Below are 21,513 nucleotides of genomic sequence, written 5' to 3'. Positions count from 1 at the left end.
TTCCCAAAGTTGCCGAAAGTCGGCGTATTTTCGGGACTAGCCCGGCGGCTACAACCGCCAAGGCGTGTCGAGGCCGGCGCGGCGCTGCTGCACGGCGTTGTCTCGACGCCCGGCCCCCTCAGCATGCGCCGTCCAAGGCCGGCACACGACCGTTTCACGAGGCAAAAACGTCAAAAACCGGCCATTTTCGACCGACCCGATTGTGGCGGGCATTGCCGGGTGCGCGGTTCCCGCTGAGATGGTTTGCCGCTCAAGGACGTTTACTGCATAGTTAAGCGCTAATAAGGCTGACTGGGGACGACTTGGCGGACTCATGTCCACCTTGCCGGGAACCCTTACCGTGCGAAGACGATCAAACAATCAGTCGTAAATTGGTATCAGGATACCCACGGGGCTGCGCCCCTTTATCTAAGTCGACAAAAACCGATCCTTATGGAGAAATCTCGAATGATGAATAAAAAATCGCTTTTCGGCGCCGTAGTGGCAGTAGGTATGGTGTTCGGCGCCGGCAGCGCAATGGCGGATGGTGCACAGCTTTACCAGAGCAAGACCTGCATGTCGTGCCACGGCGCAAACGGTGATGCCCCGATTACCCCGATGTATCCGAAGATCGGCGGCCAGAATGCGGCTTACCTGATCCAGCAGATGAAAGACATCAAGAGCGGCGCGCGCAACAACGGCCAGACCGCCGCGATGAAAGGCATCATGGCGGCCGTCAGCGATGAGGAAATCGAAGCCATCGCCAACTGGCTGGCCACCCTCTGATCAAGGTTTCAGCCGTCGGCGGTTCAACGCCGACGGCTGGCTCCTGCCCCGCCTTTTCGCACCCTCGCCCGGCATGCTGGTTGATCGCCATCAAGCGATGCCGCGACGAAACGGTTACATTGCAGAGATCGCTGCTGTACCCGCGCAATGACCGAACAAACTCTTAGCTACACGATCGGCGACAGCCTGTATCTCAATATCACCGACCGCTGCACACTGCGCTGCGCCTTCTGCCCGAAGTTCAATGGCTCACACCAGGTGCACGACTATGATCTTGCGCTCGACCATCGGCCCAACCTCGACGAGATCATCGCATCGATCGACGACCCCTGCCGCTACGAGCAGGTGGTGTTCTGCGGCTTCGGCGAACCCACGTTGCGCTTAAAAATACTTTTGGAAACGGCGCGATATATCAAATCGCGCGGTGGCCGGGTGCGCGTCAACACCGACGGTCTCGCCAACCGCGTGCACAAGCGCAACGTGCTGCCCGAACTGAGCCGGTACATCGACGCACTGTCGATCTCCCTGAATGCACAAAACGAAACGGTATACGACCGTCATTGTCGGCCGCAGCTGAAGGGCTCTTATCAGGACGTACTCGATTTCACAGCCTTGGCGCCGCGGTATATCAACGATGTCACCGCCACGGCAATCGACGGGCTCGATGGCGTCGACATCGCTGCGTGCGAACAACGCTGTGAACGGCTTGGGGTGCGCTTCCGGCGCAGGGTGCTGAACCGCGTCGGTTGAGGATCGCCGGCACCGCCACCGCATTCGATGTTGAGATCAGGGCTTTTCCTGCGCCTGACAGTGAATTTGCGCGCCCGGCACCCCGGCCTCAGTCAGTGCAGCATGAATGTTGCGCAGGCTAGCACCCGGCATTGCCAGATAGAAATCGTGTGATGCGCCCTGTGCGTGTTGCCGCACGAGACGCTGCACTACGTGCTCCATCCGGTCGTCGCCGGCCGGTTCGAGGTCAATCGAGTGATAGCGAAAGTCATCGAGGGCATCACGCCACGCGCGACAATAGTTTGAAAGGTAGTGGCCGCGCGGTATCGACGATAGCCAGTACAGATCGATCGAGCGGTTCTCGTCTTTCTGTATCGCGTGGTCGACCAGGCTGCTGATCGGCGCAAATCCGGACTCCCAAGCCACCATCACCATCGGCCGCGTCGAGTCTTCATCCAAGGTGAAGCCCCCGACCGGGCCCTGCAGAATCACCTCGCGCCCCTTACGCAGCCGGTTGAATACGAAATCGCTGAAGGCATCACCGGCGTGCCGGCGCAGATGAAACCGAAGCTGGATCGCATCGCAGGGGCAACTGGCGATCGACAGCAGTTGCGGTTTCATGCCATCGAAACGCAGCAAGACGCCCTGCCCCGCGAGAAAACTCATGCCGCCACTGCGCGGCGCTCGCACCGTCAGTTGCACGACGTCGTCCTGCAACTGTTCCACCTTGCTGACCTTGGCTCTGACGTGCTGTTCGGCGATCTCTGCCGCCGTTCCCGCCTCGTGCGCCTCGATCTCGACATCGCCGTCGGCGCGGTTGCTGCACAACAGGAAAACGCCGGCCTGCTTTTCGGCTTCGGTCAGGCGGAAATCATGGTGGCAGGCGGGCTCGATCCGGCCTTCGATCAGGCGCGCCTTACATTCGCCACAGCTACCGTTGGCGCAACTGTGGTCGAGGTTCAGGCCGGCACGCAGGCCTGCCTGAAGAAGCGTTTCGCTGGGTTCGGCCTCGAAAGCGTGGCCCGAGGGTCTGACGAGGATTCTGCTGGACATGCGTGCACGACTGTAGCGCCGGCACGGCGCGACGCCAAGCGCGAACGGTCAGGCAACGCGGAATATCAGTGCTTTTCGCGTTGCTTGGTCTGGTTCATGAACCAACCGACCAAGGTTCCGAGCATCATCTGTTGGCGTGCGTCGCACTGTTCCTGCAGGCTCAGCAAACGCTCTTCGGCCTCGGCGGCAAACTGGCGGTAGCTGTCCACCTCGTCCTGAAGCCGGGCGATCTCCACCCGTGCCCGCTGCAGTTCGCTGGCCAGGTGGTCGACATTGGCCCGCCCGCCGTCCCGGGTCGCCTTGAAAACGGCCGCCTCCTGGATGCGTTTGACCTTCTCCACCATCCCCGACCGGTCCGAGTCCGCATCCGGATAGGCCTTATGCAGCTCGGACATGCGGATGTGGCCCTCGAACGCATTGATGCGCCCCTCTTGGATGTGTTGCTGCAACAACCGCCGCGGTACACCGACCATGCGTGCGGCTTGCGAGAGACTCAACAAACGATCCATAGCTCCTCCGGATTGAATACCCCCCAAATGGGATATCTCGAAAGAAGTATAGCCGCTTCAAACCAGAGTAAAAAGCTAAGTTATTTTGTGGTCAGTATTCAATCGATTAGGGGGTATTTTTGGCCCGTAATCTGCCAAATTCTTCGAGTAGCGGGGCGATAACCGGTTGGATTTTGCGCCGCATCAGGCTGCCGATCGCCGTGCTGTCGCCGAACACCGGGCGCACCACGCCGTAGCTCAAACCTGACAATATCCGCAGCGCGCACACCACCTCCGCATCGACCTCCGGCACCTGCAACAGCGCGCCGGCAGCCGGATCGGCCTCGACCCAGCCTGTGGCTTCTGCCTGCAGTTGTTCGAGCGTAGCGTCGATGCGACCTTCCGGTCTGGCGCCGGCGAAATTGACCGCGATCGTGTCCAGGGTGAGATTCACCACGTCCTGGTTGGAGGGCTTGTCGAAGATCTTGAAGACCGTCTCGACAAACGCCTGCCCGGCGGCCGACAAAACAAAATCCAGGAGTGCTGCAACCGAGTTGCCCGATGCGGCCAGTTGCGCCAGCCGGTCGGTCACCTGGGCGTGCAGCGGATGCGCCCGGGTTTCCAACGGCAGGATGCGCGGGCGCGCAGCGAGGAAGCCAACGTAATAGGCGGGTTTGCGCTGCGCCTTGCGCCACAGGCCATCGATCTGCTCGTGATCGAGCAGTCCCGGCTGCAATACCAGGAAGACCGTCTCGATCTGCTGTTCGGCCTCTGTCTCAAACGGCAGGTGCTCGACCAGATACGCCGCCAGCACCGGTCCCATGCCACCGTCGACCACCGCCTGCTTGCGCAACATATGGCGCGCATTGCTCGCGTCTTCCATCGCCCACCAGGCACGGCGCGCCAGTTCGTCGGTGAGACCGGGCGCACACACGGCGGCGACCACCGCTTCCGGCTCGCCGAGCAGCAGCAGTTGCTCGAGACTGTCGTCGCGCATCTGGCCCATGCGGGTCCAACGCTGCAGATACACGGGATAGCCGCCGGGGGAACCCAGCACGTGTCCGGACAACAGTTCCTTCACCCGCTTCAGGTACTGTTCCTCGCGTCCTGTCGGGTTCAGTTGGATCTGCGCCTCACCCTTCTCCGACAGCCCATACACCGTCATCGTGGATTCGTTGATGCGTATCGCTTGCGGCGCATTGGCCAGCAACACGTTCAAACGCAGCGTGTCTTGAGACGAGAGTTCCATGATCACGAAGCCGTGCGACGACGGCGCTGTGTTCAGCCCCGTTCAGGCGGAACGTAGGTGGGGTCTTGCGGGTTGAGAAATATGAACTGCGATTCGCCCGGCTCGAGTTCGACGAAATCCAGCGTGGCGCTGTCGAGCAGGGGGACATATTCGGGCGCAATCACGATCTGTACGCCCTCTGAGGTGAATCGGATATCGTCTTCGGTAACCTCATCGAATCCCATGCGGTAGTCGATGCTGCCATCGGGTCGCTGCTGGGCTGCCAAACGCAACGCCATACCGGCAGTACCGCCCTGCTCTGCGGCTGATTTGACCTGCTCGGCGGCCTGTGGAGTTACCTTGAACATCTCTTATTACCTCTCCTGTGCGTCGGATACAGCGCCGTTCAGGCGGTGTTCCGACGTTCGCGCACGAACGAGACGAAGCGATCCGCCCAGGGGTGCGAACGGGTATCGCGAAGGTGCGCATAACTCGCCAACAGATTCCGGTACACGATCCCATCATGTATGCCGTCGAGCCCGTACCCACGCTCGACCTTGTACGCAAACTGCATCCCTTCGGGTACGCGATCCAACGCGGAATAATGAAACTCATGCGCCGATATCGCTTCGCGCCCGTCGACAGACAGCGGCCATGGGTGGGCGCCCGTCTCGCGCAATCTGACATAGCCGCGCCCTTGCGGCTTAGGGTGCATCGTGATCGATGCCGGAATCACGCCGACCATTTTACGCGTGTTTCCGTCCCAGGTCAGGCGGTCGCACAGATACATCAACCCTCCACATTCTGCGTATACGGGGCCGTCGCGTTCGATGAACGCCGCGACCGCGTTGCGCATGGAGGCGTTCTCCTGCAGTGCGTTCATGTGGGTTTCCGGGAATCCACCACCCAAAAACAGGCCATCGGCGTCGGGTAATTGCGAGTCCAACAGCGGGCTGAAGGGAATCAGCTCGGCACCTGCGGCACGCAGTGCATCCAGATCGCCCGCATAGTAGAAACCGAACGCGGAGTCTTTCGCAAAGGCGATCCGCACCGGATCACGGCCGGGCGGCTGATCGACCGCCGGCGACGATGGCATAGCGAGTTCGGACTCACCCGCCAGGCCGCGCACCGCATCGAGGTCGACCTGGTCGCGAATGATCTGCGCCATCCGCCCAATGTGCGCCTGACTGCTTTGCAGTTCGTTGCTCGGCACCAGACCGAGATGACGCTCGTTGATGACGAGTTCATCGCTGCGTTGCACCGCTCCCACCACCCGGACATCGGTGTAATGCTCAATCACCGCGCGCAGCTTTGCCTCGTGCCTGCTGCCACCGACTTTGTTGAGGATCACACCGACGATGTGGATCGACGGGTCGAACGCCTGGTAGCCGAGAATCAACGGCGCGATGCCACGTGTCATGCCCTGGCTGTCGAGCACCAGGATAATCGGCGAATCCAGTTGTGCCGCCAACGCGGCGTTGCTATTGCTTCCGTCCAGCGCCAGGCCGTCATAGAGGCCTTTGTTGCCTTCGATCAACCCGAAATCGGCACCCTGCATCTTGGCCGCGAACAGTTCGCTGATCTCTTCGCGCTCCATCGTATAGAAATCGAGGTTGTAGCAAGCGCGCCCCGCCGCCTGCTCGAGCCACAAGGGGTCGATATAGTCGGGCCCTTTCTTGAAAGGCTGGACGACGTCACCCGCTTCGCGCAGTGCAGCGCACAGACCGATACTGAGCGTCGTCTTGCCCGACGACTTGTGTGCTGCAGAGAGGTAGAGGTGCTTCATGGGCGGCCCACAAACGAAAACGGGGCGACTGTATCAGCCGCCCCGCCTCCATTCATTAGAAGTTCAGTCGATCAGCTTGCATGGTGCGGGTCGGTAACATCGTCCGACAGGGACGACGGCAGGAACTGCATGATGCGCACGCCGATAAAAGTCACCAGCAAAGCCAAGGCAAACCCACCCAGCCCAAGCAGGAACTCCGGCAGCGACGGTGAGTAATGCCGGGCCATGCCGTTGACGCCGTCGTAGTAGCCCGATTCGACAACCGTGTAGCCGGGGAACATGCTCATCGGGAATGCCTGACCACCGATAACAATGACGTAGATCGCCGACAGACCACCGAGGACCACCAACAGCGCCGCAATCGTGATCGCACCGCGCTGCATTCCGAGTGCCGGATGGAACAGGATACCCATCGGAGCGATCATGCCGAGCAACACCCAACCGATCCAGAACGTCCAGGTATACACACCACCGTCGCGCAGGATGAATGCCTCGTAGGCGTGGTTTTCGGTGCCGTAGAGATTGGTCAGGTGGTAAACCACGGTGAAATAGAAGATCGCTGCAACGAACACACCGAGCAGGTTTTTCAGGCGACGGATCAGCTTGTCGCCAAGCGGGCGCGAATCCGTATTGAACGTGAACATCAGCACCAGCAGGTACAGCGCCAGGCCGTAGGCGAACGACATGATGATGAACATCGGCGCCATGATCGCGGCATCGTAACCCTGACGGGCGACGAGGAAGCCAAAGATAGAACCCGTACCAGTGGTCAACGCAAGACGCCAGACGAAAGCCAGCACACCCACGCCTTTACTGTAATCGTTGGCCTTACGTTCCATCATTGTAAACAGGTACACCGCGACAATTGCGATAAAACCGACATACAGATAGATGTTCCAGGCGAAGATCGATTTGAAGTTGTAAGTCGTCATTGCCACGATCAGACGGCTCGGCTGGCCAAGATCGAGCACGAGCACGATCAGCCCACCCACCAGCAAGGTGATCGCCATCAGCCCCGACAACCGCGCCAACGGTTTGTACATCTTCTGTCCGAACACGGAGCCGATCGACGCAACGTTCAATGCACCGGATGCAGCGACAATCAGAAAGATCGCGAACACGTGCGGCGTGCCCCAGACGATCTGGTTGGTCATGCCGGTTACCCAGTGACCTTCGTGCTCCATGAACAAGGTCGCAAAACCGCCGATCGCCACGATCGCCGCCAATACCGCCAGCAGTCCCCAGTAACGCGGACTGTCGATGCCCCATTCGCGGTAGTGAATCTTCTTCATTGCCGAATAACTCTCCGGAAAACGATCAGACGTCGGTATAACGAACGCCAGTGTTCAGCTTCAGGTCAGCGCGAATCTGCACTGCCGGGTACTTGGCCAACGCCTGCGAAACAGCACTTTCAGGATCCCTGAGATCACCGAATACGATGGCGCCCTTGTCACAAGCTTCTTGGCAAGCCGTTGTGTTGAGCCCGTTGTCCAGGCGATGGACGCACAGATTGCAGCTCTCGACACAACCTTTGCCGCGCGGCGTCGCCGTCGGCTTGAGTTGCACGTTCTCGTGGATAAAAGAACGCGCGTTGTACGGACAGGCCATCATGCAATAGCGGCATCCGATACAAGTATGACGGTCAACCATGACGATGCCGTCTGCCCGACGGAACGAAGCGCCCGTCGGACAGACATCCACGCACGGCGGATGTTCGCAGTGCTGACACATCATCGGCAGTGTAGTGACTCGGCCGGTCAGATTATTTTTCAGTTTGACCGAGCGGATCCAGCGCGGACGCTGCATATCCCACTGCTCTTCACTAGCCCCCTCCGGCTTGATCAGCTGATCGAGACCATTTTCTTTGTCGCATGCGGCAACACAGTCATTGCAACCGTCTGCACACTTGCTGGTGTCGATCAACATGCCCCATCGAACACTATCGTTTACCGGCTCTTCACGCGGTGCGGCATTGCCGACCGAGTGCAGAAATACGCCGGGCGCAACCACGGTCGCCGCAGCGACGCCGGTTGCCTTGGTCAGAAATTGACGGCGCGCCTTGTCGGCCAAATGGTCAGTCTGCTGACTCATTGTCCATTCCCCGTAGGCTTGGTGGCATGACAGGTAAAGCAGTCCAGCGTGGCACCGGTGTATTGATGACACCCCGAACAGAACTCACCGGGCGCGTTGACCGGGACGTGCTGACCTTGTGCATCTTTGCGCACATGGCAGTCGACACAACCGGCCAGGCTGTAATCCGTGGCACGCACACCCTCATGCACCGTGATATCGCGTTGATGCTTGATCAACTCGAAATGATTGCGACGCATATAGTCGGTGGGCTCAACACAGGCATCCAGTTTGGCCGCTTTAGAGCTGCCTTCGATACCTTCACCGGCATGCGGAGCGCCGAACCCTGCGAACAGGGTCAGGCACAATGCCATGACCAGACCCAAGCCAAACTTACCTTTCATAGCCACTGCGGCCCCTGCTGGTTTGGTTTACTCGCCAAGACCCATTTTGATGTAGCCGGTCGGGCAGACATCCGAACAGATGTGGCAGCCGATGCAACGCGCGTAGTCGGTCGCGACGTAACGACCTGTGGTCGCTTCCTTCTTGTTGACGCGGTATACGGCATCCTGCGGACAGAAGATCACGCAGTTGTCACACTCGAAGCACATACCGCAGCTCATGCAGCGCTTGGCTTCTTCCGCGGCCTGCGTTTCGTCGAGGCCGATCAGGCGCTCGTGGAAGTGGCCCAGCACATCGTCAGCCGACGGCACTTCTTCTTTACGCGCGATGCGTGGCGTGTAGGCGAAGTGACCCAAGAACAGCTCATCGTGCGGAATGACTTCTGCAAACGAGCGATCCTCGTAGTTGTGCACTGCCCAGTTGCCACTCGAAGTACCGCGCATGTCGCCGCGCTCAATCGCGTCGAAGTGGTCGGGGGCCAATCCGGCCTCTTCCAGCTTCTTGTCGAGGTCGAAGTGATGGACATCAACCTTCGGACGCTTCTTGTGCTCTTTGTGCTGCAGGTATTCGTCGATCGAATCCGAGGCAACCGATGCCTGGCCGATCGCCGTGGTCAGCAGGTGCGGACGAATGATGTCGCCAGCGACGAAGTGCTTCTCACGGTCCGGGACCTGGTAGAAGCTATCCGCGTTGATCAGGCCACGACCATTGTCGAGAACCTCGAGACCGCCAAGGTCGCCACCCTGGCCGATCGCCGACACGATGAGGTCAGCTTCCAGCACCTGTTCGGTACCTTCAACCGGCGTCGGGCGACCGTCGACCATCTGGCACTGTGCAATCTTCAGACCGGTGGCACGTCCGTCGTCGCCGAGGATCACTTCAACCGGCATAACCTCATCAAGGATGGTTACACCTTCGTGAAGCGCGTCGTGAACTTCGTGCTCGGCAGCCGTCATGTTGCTCTTCGGGAACAACGAGGTCAGCGTGACCTCGGCGCCTTGCGCAGCCGCGGTGACCGCCGTGTCATGTGCGACAAAGCCATCGTTGACCACCAGCTCAGGGCGATCAGTCGGGTTGGTCTGCTCGATATGACCGAGGCGGCGCGCAACCGAAACGACGTCGATCGAGGTATCACCACCACCGACACATACAACTTTGGATGCGGTGACCTTCATGCGGCCTTCGTTGAAGGCCTTGAGGAACGCAACACCCGACACACAGTTCGGCGTGTTTTCCCAGCCCGCCACGGGCAGGCCACGACCAGTCCAGCAGCCGACAGCCCACAGGATGGCATCGAAGTCTTTCTCGAGTTCCTCGACCGTCACATCCTTACCAACGCGGGTATTGGTGCGCACGTCGATGTCGCCCATGTCCAGAATGCGCTGGATTTCGCCGGCGAGCTTGTCGCGCGGAATACGGTAGTTGGGGATGCCGTAACGCATCATGCCGCCGAGTTCAGCCTGCGACTCGAAGACGGTCGAAGCGTGACCTTTGCGACGCAGCTGATAGGCCGCTGCCATACCGGCCGGTCCGCCACCGATGATGGCGACCTTCTTACCGCTGGTCGGACCCACTTCAAACTTGTAGCCATTCGACAATGCGTTGTCGCCGATCCACTGCTCGACCGCATTGATGCCAACGAAGTCTTCGACCTCGTTGCGGTTACATCCGTCCTGACAAGGCGCCGGGCATACACGACCCATCATCGACGGGAACGGGTTGGCCTCGGTTGAACGGCGGAAAGCGTACTCGCCCATCGCCATGTCGCCGACCGGCTTTTCTTGGCCGCGCACAACGGCAAGCCAGCCGCGGATATCTTCACCCGACGGGCAGCTACCCTGGCATGGTGGCGTTTTGTGCACGTAGGTTGGGCACTTGTGAGAAGTATCTTCGTTGAAGATCTTATCCGTGAAAGAATCCCATTTGTTCTCGCCATCTTCGAAACGGCGCCAAGTGAGTTTGGTGTTCATCTCATCGCTAGGAGTTGCCATCTAAAACTCTCCTTACTTTCATGCCCAGATGATCCCGTGGGATCGGTTGTATTTTTGAACAGAGGCGCAGTGCTTATGCTGCGTCGTCTGCCGATTCATCGTCATCATCTTCGCTGGTCTGCCCAGTCAAGATAATGGCGTTCGAAACCAGTTGGTGGACGCTGACAATCATGTCCATGTCGAGTCCGTAATACGGCAGAACCTTGGTGAACTGCGACTTACAGATCGCACAGATCGCCGCCATATTGGTCACACCGTGTTCTTCAATGACGTTCTTAAGCGCCTCCATGCGAGGCTTGGCGCCTTTCACGCGCAGCTCCATGAGGTCGTCGGTCAGCAGACCACCGCCCCCGCCGCAGCAGAACGTCTTCTCGTGGATCGTTTCCGGCGCCATGTCGTAAAAGTTGTTGCAAACAGCCTTGATGACGTTACGCGGAATCTTGAACTGACCGCCCGGCTCGGGACCCATGCGCGACGCACGCGCAACGTTGCACGAATCATGGAACGTCAGGACCATGTCGTCGTTGGCGGATTTATCGATGTTCAGCGTGCCTTTCTGGATCTCGTTCCAGGTGAACTCGAGGATATGCTGCGGCACCGGATACTTCGGATCGAGGAAATCGAACGGGCCGGCCAGGGTGTTGAGGAAGCTGTAGGCAACACGCCAGGCGTGGCCACACTCACCGAAGATAATGCGCTTGACGCCCAACTCGAGTGCAGCCTCGCGAATACGCATCGACACGCGGCGCATGTTCTCGTATGAACCGATGAACATGCCGAAGTTGGCCGCTTCCGATGCCTTCGAACTCAGAGTCCAGGATACGCCCGCTTCGTGAAAGACCTTGCCGTAACCGATCAGGCCATCGACGTGCGGTTCGGCGAAGAAATCGGCCGACGGCGTAACCAGCAGAATGTCGGCACCCTTGACGTCGAGTGGGTACTTGACCGCGACACCGGTATCTTCCTCGACGTCTTCTTCGAGACCCTCGAGCGTATCCGCCAGAGCTGCCTCGGGCAGGCCGAGATTGTTACCGATCTTGTAGACCTTGCCGATGATTTCGTTGCAGTACTTCTGACCGACACCGATGCGGTCCATGATTTCGCGTGCAGCCATCGAGATCTCGGCGGTATCGATGCCGTAAGGGCAGAATACCGAGCAGCGACGACACTGCGAACACTGGTGGAAGTAGCTGTACCAATCGTCGAGGACTTCTTTGGTCAGATCCTCAGCGCCCACCAGCTTCGGGAAATACTTGCCGGCAAACGTAAAGTAGCGACGGTAGACCTTGCGTAGCAGGTCCTGACGACCGACCGGCATGTTCTTGGGATCTTTGGTACCGAGATAGTAATGACACTTATCGGTACAAGCGCCGCATTTCACGCAGGAATCGAGATACACCTGCAGTGAGCGGTACTTTCCGAGCAGGTCGCCCATCGCGCTGATGGCCTTATCGTGCCAATCCTCGGGCAATTCGCCCGGGAAGCCCAGCGGCTCCTGAAACTCCGGTTTTGCGATGAAAGGCTGGCTGTGCGCCATCGTGCCAGGCACGACCTTGGGCACTTCCGGATATTCTTTCAGCTCAGGGATTTCAAAATCTGCTTTTGCCATGCTCGCTGACCTTGCTCCGTCTTACTGTTCCAGCTTGCGCGCCCAATCGGCGACGTGGCGCTGCTCGCGGGGGTTATCGACCTGGTTGCGGGTCGGGCTGAAGAACACACCCGGGGCGTGCAGGAGTTTGCTGACCGGAAAGATGATCATCAGCAGGGCAACCAGGAACAGGTGCACCAGGATGAACGGGTCGGTCGGCAGGTTCGGCATATCACCGAAATTGAAGTACATCAGGCTGCGGAAGAACTGTTTGACCACAACCACGTCGGTATGGGCGACGAACGTTGTCATCGCGCCGCTGATACCGATCAACAGCAGCAACAGCAGCATCAGATAGTCGGACGGCGCAGAAATGTAGCGCACGCGATCAACAAACAGGCGGCGACCCAACAAGCCCAGCAGGCCGATGATCATTGCGAATGCGAGATACTTGAACAGCGGGCTGACGAACGCAACGATCGCCATCAGCCATTGGATGTCGGTGAAGTAACGCAAGTGGCGAAACAGCACGGCGAACAGCGCCATGTGAAACACCCAGCCGAACAGCCAGGTCCACTTGGTCGATTTGAAAAGGCTTTCGAAAAAAACCACTTCTCGGAACATCCGCATGACCACGCCACTCTGGGTGACGGGCGCCGGGGTCGTCGGGATCTTCAGCGGTGCTGGAGTCTTCCAGTACAGCATGATGCGACGAACCAAACCCACCACCAGCAACAAGGTAGCGGCATAAAACAGTGCGGCAAATGCGATCGTCAGAAACGACATGTTTCCGAAAACCTCTCTTCGTTAGATAGGCCGGACGGGCCCCGAGGCCCGCCCGGAAGATCAGTCTGCGATCAGACGCAGCCGGTCGGCTTCGGAAGGCCAGCGTAACGGCAAGCCTGCTTGCCCGGGCCGTACGGGAAAAGGCCGTACAGGTACTTGCTGTTACCTTTGTCCTTACCCATTTTCTTACCAACGGCTTTGGTCAGAACGCGAACAGCCGGAGCGATCTGGTACTCTTCGTAGTACTCACGCAGGAAGTTGATGATGTCCCAGTGCTCATCGGTGAGCTCCAGTTCATCTTCCTTCGCCATCACCTCGGCAACGCCGGGCTCCCACTCGTTGATGTTCGCCAAGTAACCTTCTTCGTCGGTTTCAAACGACTTACCATTTACTTCGATAGGCATATCTATCTCCTCTCCGAAAGAGTTTGCAATTACAGCCCGGCGTTTACAGCCAAGCCTGTACCTTGTCGTTGGCTTCCACCAGATCGACGAATCCTGCGTAGTCGACCACCTCGATACCATCGATAATGCGGTCATCTTTAATTGCGCGTGCCATCAGGTCGGATTTGAGGGCGTAGACTTTTTTGTCCGCCATCGCATCTTTGACCATGCTCTCGGCTCTGCTGCCCTTCATTGCGCCGTAGACGCCGTCTTCGATGAGCAGAATCGCTGAACCCGCTGTCGAATATTTGATCGCCGTTTCCAGCGAATTCTTCTCGAACGGGGATTTGTTAACAGTGAGCAAATCAGCCATCGGATTACCTCAGAAACTGAATACGACTTCGGACTCGGCCATCAGCTTGGTGGCCTGCTCCGTATCTACAACTTCGACAATGTTGTCGACCTCTTCTTCGGTCTCGAAGTCTTCCCACGCAACCTCGATCAGGTCGTCCTGGGTCAGACCGCGAGCTTCGAGCGAGGCCTTGTCGACGAACATGTGGCGAACACCGTAATCACCCAGCGTGCGGTAGGTCGGCATGAAGTTTTTCATGTCCGACTCCGACGTGTTGCTGCCCTTGACCAGCTGAAACACACCGTCGTCCATAAACATCAGGCTGACTTGCTGGTCGAATGCAGCAGCGATCAGGACAACTTCGAGCGACTCCCAGGCGTAGATGGTGCCGTAAGGAGCGCGACGGTTCAGATACATGAACTTCTTGATATCAGACATCGTGGCGGACTCCCTTAATCACCAAACACGACCAAACGGTCACTTTGGATGGCGGCTTCGATCAGCTGACCCAGACCCGAGATTCGGAACTTCGGCGCGATGTTGGTCGCGTCCTTACCGTTACGCTCGGCTTCGCCGTCGTCCACGAGGCCGCGGCGCTGGGCCGCGGCGACGCAGAGGACCAGATCGAGGTCATACTTCTCTGCCAACTCCACCCAACGATTGACGATGTTGCGATCGTCCTGCGGGGGCGTGGTCAGACGGGTGCCGTTGAGCACGCCATCGTGATAGAAGAACACGCGAAATACTTCGTGGCCCTTTTCCAGAGCTGCCTTGGTGAAGTGGTATGCCGAGTCGGTCGCCTGATGTTGGTAGGGACCCTCGTTTACCTGTACTGCCAATTTCATAGCTTCGTATGACCTCGTCTGTCGATCCGCTATCAGAAGCGGATGTAAGCGGAAGAGTTCAAGCTCTTACGAGCACCACGCCAGTTGTCGATGTGGTACTTGGTGAACGGCAGCTCGACTTCCTCGAAGAAGCGCGGCCAACCGATACGCTCGATCCACTCGTTAATACGCTCCCAATCACGTGCGCCTTCTTTGTAGGCCTTCAGGATGCGCTTGACGATGGCGGTTGCTTCCGGCCAACGCGGCGGGTTGTTCGGGATGCCCGCTGCAACCAGCTTCTGGAAGGTCGGCTTGCCACGTGCGTTCGAGTGGTTACCACCAACCCAGATGGCCAGCTTGGTGTGCTCGGCGTCGTTGATCTGCATCGGCGGGCACGGCGGGAAGCAGGCACCACAGCAGATGCACTTCTTCTCGTCGACTTCAAGCGACGGCTTGCCGTTAACCATGGCAGGACGAATAGCCGCTACCGGGCAACGTGCAACAACCGACGGACGCTCACACACGTTGGCGACCAGATCGTGGTTGATCTTCGGCGGCTTGGTGTGCTGAACGTTGATGGCGATATCGCCCTGGCCACCACAGTTGATCTGGCAGCAAGAGGTGGTGATATGCACACGGTTCGGCATGTTCGCCTGTTTAAACTCGTCGATCAGCTCATCCATCATCGACTTGACCACGCCCGATGCGTCGGTGCCCGGGATGTCGCAGTGCAACCAGCCCTGGGTGTGCGAGATCATGGTGACGGAGTTCTGCGTACCACCAACGATGAAGCCGGCGTCTTCGATCGCTTTGATCAGCGGATCGACTTTGGCTTCGTCGGTAACCATGTATTCGATGTTCGAACGGATGGTGAAGTGAACGTAGCCTTCGCCGTAGGTGTCGCCGATGTCGCACAGGGTGCGCAGGGTGAACACGTCGAGGATACGCTGGGTACCTACACGGATGGTCCAGACTTTGTCGCCGTTTTTGGCAACGTGCAGCAGAACGCCGGGACGGGGATGCTCGTGGTACGCCCACAAACCGAAGTTGCGACGCATCACGGGGTGCATGTACTGGAACGGATCAGGACAACCTGTCTCGATCGGCTCGCGCATTTCTTTCGCCATTTTTCCCTCCAAAAAGCGGGGCTATTCGCGTAAAGCTTTCCCTGCGAAGCGACCGTTTGTTACGGCCGCCCGCGGGGTAGATTTCTCTTAACCAAACGGTCTAGATCTGGATCAGGACGCTTCGGCCTGACGATCGAACCACTTGACTGCCTCGTCGTCCCAACCATCCATACGGATGTAAGAACATTCGCGCGGGTGGTTGACCATGTTCGGATCGACTTCGACGCCGACACCTTCCAGGAAGTTGACCAGACCGATACGCTCGATCATCTCACCGCAACGCTCGTGTTCCAGGGCGTTCTCTGCCCAGAAATCGATGATCTCTTCGGCGAGTTCGACCAGCGATTCCCAGTCTTCCTCGGTGTCGAGCTTTTTGAACGGAACGACTACGGTACCCATCAGGTCGCCGATCTTCAGCGTACGCTTACCACCGATCAGGATGGTCACGCCACGGTCGTCGCCAGGGTGCAGCGCCTTCGGCACAACGTTCAGACAGTGCATGCAGCGCACGCAGTCCTTGTTGTTGACTTCCAGCGAGTCGTCGTCTTTCAGCGACAGCGCGTTGGTCGGGCAGCGGCTGATGATGTTGTCGATGGTGTGCTGACGACCCTTGCGACCAACATACGCCTTCCACTCGTCCTGGTTGACTTTCATGTCGTCGCGCCAGGTACCGATGACTGCGAAGTCAGCACGCTCGATGGCGTTCTGGCAGTCGTTCGGGCAACCCGAGACCTTGAACTTGAACTTGTACGGCAGAGCCGGACGGTGCACGTCGTCGGTGAAGTTGTTGACCAGCAGACGGTGTGCCTTCTGCTCGTTGGTGCAAGACATTTCACAACGTGCCGCACCGACGCAGGACATCGCGGTACGTACGCACGGGCCGGCGCCGCCGAGGTCCCATCCGTAGTCGTTGATTTCGTCGAAGAAGTGCTGGGTGTTCGCGGTGTTGGTACCGATGAACATGATGTTGCCGGTCTGACCGTGGAAGGTCACCAGACCAGAGCCCCACTTCTCCCAGCTGTCTGCGAGCTGGCGCAGCATGCCGGTACTGTAGTGGTTACCCGCCGGCGGCTGAACGCGCAGCGTGTGGAATTCTTTCGATTCGGGGAAGGCCTTACCGACCTCGGAGAAACGCGGGATGATGCCGCCACCGTATCCATAGACGGAAACGGTGCCACCCTTCCAGTACCCTTTGCGGGTTTCATAAGAGTGTTCGAGCTGACCGAGCAGAGAATTGGTCACCTCATTGATACGCTGTTCCGGGTGCTGGTCACGCAGGCGTTTGATGCCGCTGATGAAGCTCGGCCACGGACCTTCCTCGAGCTGGTCGAGCATAGGTGTTGGATACTGGTCGATTGCCATGTCGCTGTTTCTCCTGACTAATCGTTCGTATTTGGCGGAATCCCGCTGTCGCCGAGCCGATTGCATCGACCGAACGACGTGATCCTGGGGTCACTGTTCCGAAGAGGGCAAACCGTGTGCAGGACCCGTGCAGATGCCCGATAGACATGCCCCCTATCAACGGTGGCTAATATTAGGGGACCATTGCCCTTTCCCATACTCCACCATTGGGGGATAGAGGGGATAAGCATCTATCCCTTTGGGGATATGCGGGTTTTAACCCCGCATCAACGAATCCAATGCAGGCATCTGATTCGCGGATTCTTTTGACCTGCGGTACTGCCAGCGCTGATTTAGAGTATTCTAAACTACTAATTACTCCTCGGACCGGGCGCGTGAGCCGACACGCGAGTTTGACTATGAATACCAGCATGTACGCCATCCCCGCAGACTCATCGCCATTTGCGCTGAACGACGACGATGCGTATCAGCGTTGGCGTGAGCAGAAACTGGCCGAAACCGGTCTGCCGGCCGTGGTCGAGATCAATGACCCGGGTGATCTGCAAGGCGTAGAACAGCAGACACTGCTGTCGACCTGCGAGCGGCGCAATTTTGCGTTCTTTCGTATCAAAGAGGCGCTCGGCCAGACCGAATCTGCGCTGCGTGCGCTCGGCCGACGCTTCGGCCTGCTCGATCTCGATCAAAACCTGTGTGCCGAAGACAGCGGCCTGACCGCCATCACGGTCAAACCCACCGACACCGATCATATCTATATCCCCTACACCAACCGCCCGCTCGGATGGCACACCGACGGCTACTACAACGCCGGCCAACACCAGGTGCGCGCCTGGCTGCTGTTTTGCGCCCAGCCCGCAGCGGAGGGCGGCGCCAACGAGATCATGGATCACGAGATCGCGTATATCCGCCTGCGCGACGAAAACCCGGAATGGATCGAGGCATTGATGGCGCCCGATGCCTTTACCATCCCCAGCAACACGGAACAGGGCGAAGAGATCCGCCCCGACCACAGCGGACCGGTGTTCTCGGTGTCGCCGATCGACGGCAGCCTGCACATGCGCTATTCAGCGCGCCAGCGCAACGTCATCTGGAAAGACGATGCACCCACCCGTGAAGCCGCCGCTTTTCTGCTGGACTTGTTTAAGCGAGGGGATGACCACATCTTCCGTTATCGCCTGAACGCCGGCGAAGGCATCATCAGCAACAATGTGCTGCACCGCCGCGACGGTTTCCGCGACGAACCCGGCGCCGGCTCGAAAAGACTGATGTACCGGGCGCGCTATTACCAGCGCCTGCCGGTACCGCGGGAGAAATGAACGACATGCTGTACCTGAGCAAGATCCTGATCGCCAATCAGGAACTCCAGAACTTCGACGAACTCAAGGATGCGGTCAAAGAATTTGCCCGTCAGGGCGAGATGTTTTTGCGCTTCGATGTCAAACCGCCCTTCCCCGACACGCCGTCCGACTGGGAAGACCAGCTGGAAGCCACGTTCAACAGCAGGTACTGAGACGATGGTCGAATTCTTCAAGCCCGACGAACTCGAAGACACCGCGGCCGACTCGCTGCGCAAACAACTCGGCCAGCAGGCCCAGCTCGAAGGCGAACTGGTTGAATTGCGCGAGCAGCTCGCGCGACTGCCGGAAAACGCCTCGGCCATGCAGCGTGCCGGCCTGCAGCTGGAAATCGGCCGCGCGTTGCAGATTCTCGAACGCGGCGACGAGGCCTGGCCTATCGCTTACACCGCGCTGGGCATCCTACTGCAAGAGCAGGAATGGGAGGCGGCAGCCGATGCCTGCAACATACTTTATGAGTGCGACCAGGATGATTCCCTGATCGCCCTCGGCCACGGCATCTGGCTGGGTGTGACCTTTCCGATCGACCCGGAAGTTTCGGTCAACCTGCTGAGCCGCGTGGTCGACGACACGCCGGACGATTCCGATGGCGCCGCCGTCGCTGCGGCCACCGCCTGTTTCCTGGCCGACGTGCGCGCCGATGAAGGCCCGGAGAAGGAACGGCTCGGCTTCTTTGCCCAGCAACTGCTCGGCAAAGTGGCGCGTCGCCACAGCGAGGTCGAAACCCAGGACCAGTTCGACCTGTGGGTCGAGAAGCTCGAGCTCAACGATCCCGACAAGTTCCTGGTACGCCTGCGCAACGTGGTCGACGTGCTGGTGCAGGATCAATGGTGGTTCGATCGTGACGCACTGCAGGCGCAGATTCCGTCGAACTGATTGAAAGCGCACGGCACGCTGCCGCGCGGGAGGCCCCATGTTCTGGCAAGAAGACGACAAACCGAAAAAACTGGATGTGCCGGAAGACATCGTCGACCTGGTATTCGACATCCGTTGCCGCGAACTGCCGGTCGATCACGCACACGATCTGTCTGCCGCCATCCAGGCGCATTTGCCGGCGATCGACGACGATCGTTTCGGCATCCACACGATCCATCTCGCCGGATCGCAAAACGGCTGGGAGCGCCCCGATCCGAAATTGGGACAGAAACTGATCCTGTCGCGCCGCACCAAGTTGACGCTGCGCGTACCGCGTGAACACATCGCTGCCGTCGAACAGGCACTGGAAGGCGCACAGATCGACGTGGCCGGTTGCGAGATGACCATCGGCAAGCCAAAGCAGAAGAAGCTGTCGAGCCAGAGCACGGTGTTCGCACGTCACGTCGCGCTCGAACCGGGCGAGGAAGACGACGAAAACGCCTTCCTGCAACGCATCGTCTCGCACCTGGCCGACCGCGGTATCCGGGTGAAAAAGGCCCTGTGTGGCAAGACCGCGGAAATGGCCGGACCCGAAGGCCCGATCCAGACGCGCAGCATCATGATCGCCGACCTGAGCGCCGACGATTCGGTGCAATTGCAGGAAGAAGGCATCGGCCCCTTGCGCCGGATGGGGTGTGGCATCGTGATCCCGCACAAGGGCATCGAGGCGGTAAAAAAGGCCGAAGACGACAGCTGAACCGCGAACTGCGAACAGACGCCAAAATGCCGGTGGTTTAACAAATCCTGATATTCAAATACAATCGCCCGCCAGATTTCAGCGGCCCGGCATAGATCGCGGCAACGCTGACAGTCGATGAGAGGGCTCGCCAAGCCGCCCGGCGAATCTCCCCAGTGGCATCCGCTGCCACGGAGACTCCCCGCCAACGCTGGACACATGATGAGGTCGAATTGCGTGGCTGAGGGCTTGCCGGAACGAGCTTTGGGCAGACATGCAAACAACACTCGTCATTTCAAAGAGGAGCAGACAACATGGCTTTGGACGTGAACGGTAAATCGGTCGAACTCGATGGCAACGGCAACCTCGTCGACCCGAACGCATGGGACGAAGACGTGGCGAAGGCGCTCGCCGCAGCCGACGACACCATGGGCGAACTGACCCAGGAACACTGGGATGTGTTGAAATACCTGCGCGAAGAATTCTTCGACAATAATGGCAACCAGCCGATGGAACGCCAGATCAACAAAGACATGGGCAAGGTCTGGGGCAAGAAGGTCAGCAGCAAAGACCTTTACAACCTGTTCCCCGGCGCACCCAGCAAACAGGGCAACCGCATCGCCGGCCTGCCCTACGTTGCGCGCAAAGGCGGTTACTGAGTCGCCGAGCAGCGCACGCGTTCCCGACGGGAACGTTGCAAAAAGGCAGCCCGCGGGCTGCCTTTTTCTTTACGGCACCGGTCAGCAGAATGCCCGGCGGGTATGTCAGACTGACGGCATGCCGCCGCGCCTGCAACATACCCACCTTTGTCATGCCGCTTGAACTGGCCGACAACGAGGCCCACATCTGGTATCGCGAGATTCCTGCGCCGGCGCAAACGCCTGTCGGCCCGGACAGGCTGGCGACCCTGTCGGCCGACGAACAGGCGCGCTACTCGCGGTTTCGTTTCGAGCGTGACCGTTTCCTCTACCTCGAATCACATCTGCTGTTGCGCCAAACACTGTCAAAGTACGCCGCATTACAGCCGCACGAGTGGCTATTTCGAATCGCCGAAAAAGGGCGCCCGGAGATCGACAACGCCGCAGTTCCGAACCTGCGCTTCAATCTCACCCATACGCGCGGCTTCGCCGCCTGCGTGGTGACGCGGGCCATGGATTGCGGAGTGGATGCCGAACGTCTCGAAGCCAAACGCAATATCGAAGGGGTCGCGGCCCGCATGTTTTCGCCGGCCGAGACTGCGGCGTTGGAAACACTCGACGGGACGCAACACCTGCAAGCCTTTTACATCGGCTGGACGCTGCGTGAAGCCTACGTCAAGGCGCGCGGCATCGGCATTGGCTTTCCGACGCACGCGTTGATCTTTGCCGCAGAAGAAGGCGATGTTGCCTCGCTATCGGCGCCTCACAACATCGAACCACATCCCCAACTCTGGCACTTTCGCCACCGACAACTGAGCGAGTCGCACCTGCTCAGCGTCGCCATCCGTTGCAGCGCCGCCGATACCCCGTCGTTCAAGTATTTCCCCGTCGACTCATGAGCTAAGCCTCGGCCGGGCGACCGACGCGGGTCGTGGTCGGGTGGCGATTCCGCATAACGTTTTGCCTGTTTAGCAAACTGTTTTTCCCTATACAGCCCT

Annotated in this window: 25 protein-coding genes; 8 read left to right on the top strand and 17 right to left on the bottom strand. The window is 59.0% G+C overall.

Annotated features, from left to right (window positions below; genetic code table 11):
- The first annotated feature begins 447 nt into the window (after positions 1-447).
- Both B1781_RS05405 and B1781_RS05400 read left to right on the top strand, forming a co-directional pair.
- Positions 448-765 carry a c-type cytochrome gene (locus B1781_RS05405; protein WP_334223889.1) on the top strand — a complete coding sequence of 106 codons (318 nt, stop codon included), beginning with the start codon at positions 448-450 and terminating at the stop codon, positions 763-765.
- A 147-nt stretch (positions 766-912) separates the two neighbouring features.
- Positions 913-1,515: a TatD family nuclease-associated radical SAM protein gene (locus tag B1781_RS05400; RefSeq protein WP_078118679.1), complete on the top strand. Its 603-nt coding sequence runs from the start codon at positions 913-915 to the stop codon at positions 1,513-1,515.
- 36 nt (positions 1,516-1,551) lie between these two features.
- Here B1781_RS05400 and B1781_RS05395 read toward each other — a convergent pair whose 3' ends face one another.
- The 17 genes from B1781_RS05395 to dsrA all read right to left on the bottom strand — a co-directional run bounded on the left by B1781_RS05395 (position 1,552) and on the right by dsrA (position 16,934).
- A complete protein-coding gene (locus tag B1781_RS05395; RefSeq protein ID WP_078118678.1) occupies positions 1,552-2,547 on the bottom strand; it encodes a 2Fe-2S iron-sulfur cluster-binding protein in 996 nt (331 codons plus the stop codon).
- Between the two features lie 65 nt (positions 2,548-2,612).
- Positions 2,613-3,056, bottom strand: coding sequence for a hypothetical protein (locus B1781_RS05390; RefSeq protein ID WP_078118677.1), 444 nt, complete (start codon positions 3,054-3,056; stop codon positions 2,613-2,615).
- A 106-nt stretch (positions 3,057-3,162) separates the two neighbouring features.
- Positions 3,163-4,284: a sulfur reduction protein DsrS gene (locus B1781_RS05385; protein ID WP_078118676.1), complete on the bottom strand. Its 1,122-nt coding sequence runs from the start codon at positions 4,282-4,284 to the stop codon at positions 3,163-3,165.
- 32 nt (positions 4,285-4,316) lie between these two features.
- Positions 4,317-4,631: a HesB/IscA family protein gene (locus B1781_RS05380; protein WP_078118675.1), complete on the bottom strand. Its 315-nt coding sequence runs from the start codon at positions 4,629-4,631 to the stop codon at positions 4,317-4,319.
- A 38-nt stretch (positions 4,632-4,669) separates the two neighbouring features.
- Positions 4,670-6,049: a cobyrinate a,c-diamide synthase gene (locus tag B1781_RS05375; RefSeq protein ID WP_078118674.1), complete on the bottom strand. Its 1,380-nt coding sequence runs from the start codon at positions 6,047-6,049 to the stop codon at positions 4,670-4,672.
- A 71-nt stretch (positions 6,050-6,120) separates the two neighbouring features.
- Positions 6,121-7,341, bottom strand: coding sequence for an NrfD/PsrC family molybdoenzyme membrane anchor subunit (gene nrfD / locus B1781_RS05370; RefSeq protein WP_078118673.1), 1,221 nt, complete (start codon positions 7,339-7,341; stop codon positions 6,121-6,123).
- Between the two features lie 25 nt (positions 7,342-7,366).
- Positions 7,367-8,140, bottom strand: coding sequence for a sulfate reduction electron transfer complex DsrMKJOP subunit DsrO (gene dsrO, locus B1781_RS05365; RefSeq protein WP_078118672.1), 774 nt, complete (start codon positions 8,138-8,140; stop codon positions 7,367-7,369).
- Entirely contained in the window at positions 8,137-8,523 is a 387-nt protein-coding gene (locus B1781_RS05360; protein WP_078118671.1) for a hypothetical protein, read from the bottom strand. Before B1781_RS05360 ends, dsrO begins: the two co-directional genes overlap by 4 nt.
- Positions 8,524-8,550: 27 nt before the next feature.
- A complete protein-coding gene (locus tag B1781_RS05355) occupies positions 8,551-10,512 on the bottom strand; it encodes an NAD(P)-binding protein (protein WP_078118670.1) in 1,962 nt (653 codons plus the stop codon).
- 73 nt (positions 10,513-10,585) lie between these two features.
- On the bottom strand, positions 10,586-12,121 hold the full coding sequence (gene dsrK / locus B1781_RS05350) for a sulfate reduction electron transfer complex DsrMKJOP subunit DsrK (protein WP_078118669.1): 1,536 nt from the start codon (positions 12,119-12,121) through the stop codon (positions 10,586-10,588).
- A 21-nt stretch (positions 12,122-12,142) separates the two neighbouring features.
- Positions 12,143-12,886: a respiratory nitrate reductase subunit gamma gene (locus tag B1781_RS05345; protein WP_174575398.1), complete on the bottom strand. Its 744-nt coding sequence runs from the start codon at positions 12,884-12,886 to the stop codon at positions 12,143-12,145.
- A 71-nt stretch (positions 12,887-12,957) separates the two neighbouring features.
- The gene (locus tag B1781_RS05340; RefSeq protein ID WP_078118668.1) at positions 12,958-13,290 is read right to left on the bottom strand and encodes a TusE/DsrC/DsvC family sulfur relay protein; all 333 of its coding nucleotides are present in this window, start codon (positions 13,288-13,290) and stop codon (positions 12,958-12,960) included.
- 43 nt (positions 13,291-13,333) lie between these two features.
- Positions 13,334-13,642: a sulfurtransferase complex subunit TusB gene (tusB, locus tag B1781_RS05335; protein WP_078118667.1), complete on the bottom strand. Its 309-nt coding sequence runs from the start codon at positions 13,640-13,642 to the stop codon at positions 13,334-13,336.
- Between the two features lie 9 nt (positions 13,643-13,651).
- A complete protein-coding gene (gene tusC, locus B1781_RS05330) occupies positions 13,652-14,059 on the bottom strand; it encodes a sulfurtransferase complex subunit TusC (protein ID WP_078118666.1) in 408 nt (135 codons plus the stop codon).
- 14 nt (positions 14,060-14,073) lie between these two features.
- Positions 14,074-14,466: a sulfurtransferase complex subunit TusD gene (gene tusD, locus B1781_RS05325; protein ID WP_078118665.1), complete on the bottom strand. Its 393-nt coding sequence runs from the start codon at positions 14,464-14,466 to the stop codon at positions 14,074-14,076.
- 32 nt (positions 14,467-14,498) lie between these two features.
- Entirely contained in the window at positions 14,499-15,572 is a 1,074-nt protein-coding gene (dsrB, locus tag B1781_RS05320) for a dissimilatory-type sulfite reductase subunit beta (protein WP_078118664.1), read from the bottom strand.
- A 111-nt stretch (positions 15,573-15,683) separates the two neighbouring features.
- On the bottom strand, positions 15,684-16,934 hold the full coding sequence (gene dsrA, locus B1781_RS05315; protein WP_078118663.1) for a dissimilatory-type sulfite reductase subunit alpha: 1,251 nt from the start codon (positions 16,932-16,934) through the stop codon (positions 15,684-15,686).
- 398 nt (positions 16,935-17,332) lie between these two features.
- On the opposite strand from dsrA, the gene B1781_RS05310 reads away from it, so the two are divergent.
- The 6 genes from B1781_RS05310 (at position 17,333) to B1781_RS05285 (ending at position 21,414) form a co-directional block, all read left to right on the top strand.
- A complete protein-coding gene (locus B1781_RS05310) occupies positions 17,333-18,247 on the top strand; it encodes a TauD/TfdA family dioxygenase (RefSeq protein WP_334223888.1) in 915 nt (304 codons plus the stop codon).
- A gap of 5 nt (positions 18,248-18,252) precedes the next feature.
- Positions 18,253-18,441, top strand: a complete 189-nt coding sequence (locus B1781_RS05305; RefSeq protein WP_078121933.1) for a sulfur relay protein DsrC — start codon at positions 18,253-18,255, stop codon at positions 18,439-18,441.
- A 4-nt stretch (positions 18,442-18,445) separates the two neighbouring features.
- The gene (locus B1781_RS05300) at positions 18,446-19,162 is read left to right on the top strand and encodes a hypothetical protein (protein WP_078118662.1); all 717 of its coding nucleotides are present in this window, start codon (positions 18,446-18,448) and stop codon (positions 19,160-19,162) included.
- A 37-nt stretch (positions 19,163-19,199) separates the two neighbouring features.
- On the top strand, positions 19,200-19,898 hold the full coding sequence (cas6, locus tag B1781_RS05295; protein WP_078118661.1) for a type I-MYXAN CRISPR-associated protein Cas6/Cmx6: 699 nt from the start codon (positions 19,200-19,202) through the stop codon (positions 19,896-19,898).
- A 293-nt stretch (positions 19,899-20,191) separates the two neighbouring features.
- Positions 20,192-20,536 (top strand): TusE/DsrC/DsvC family sulfur relay protein, encoded by a 345-nt coding sequence (locus B1781_RS05290; RefSeq protein ID WP_078118660.1) that lies wholly within the window; start codon positions 20,192-20,194, stop codon positions 20,534-20,536.
- Positions 20,537-20,688: 152 nt separating this feature from the next.
- Positions 20,689-21,414: a 4'-phosphopantetheinyl transferase family protein gene (locus B1781_RS05285; RefSeq protein WP_164513262.1), complete on the top strand. Its 726-nt coding sequence runs from the start codon at positions 20,689-20,691 to the stop codon at positions 21,412-21,414.
- The last annotated feature ends 99 nt before the right edge of the window (positions 21,415-21,513 follow it).

The organism is Thiosocius teredinicola (genome assembly GCF_002009425.1).
Taxonomy (GTDB): Bacteria; Pseudomonadota; Gammaproteobacteria; order Chromatiales; family Chromatiaceae; genus Thiosocius; species Thiosocius teredinicola.
The sequence above is the reverse complement of the archived record's forward strand: the minus strand, read 5'-3'. Positions and strand labels throughout refer to the sequence as shown.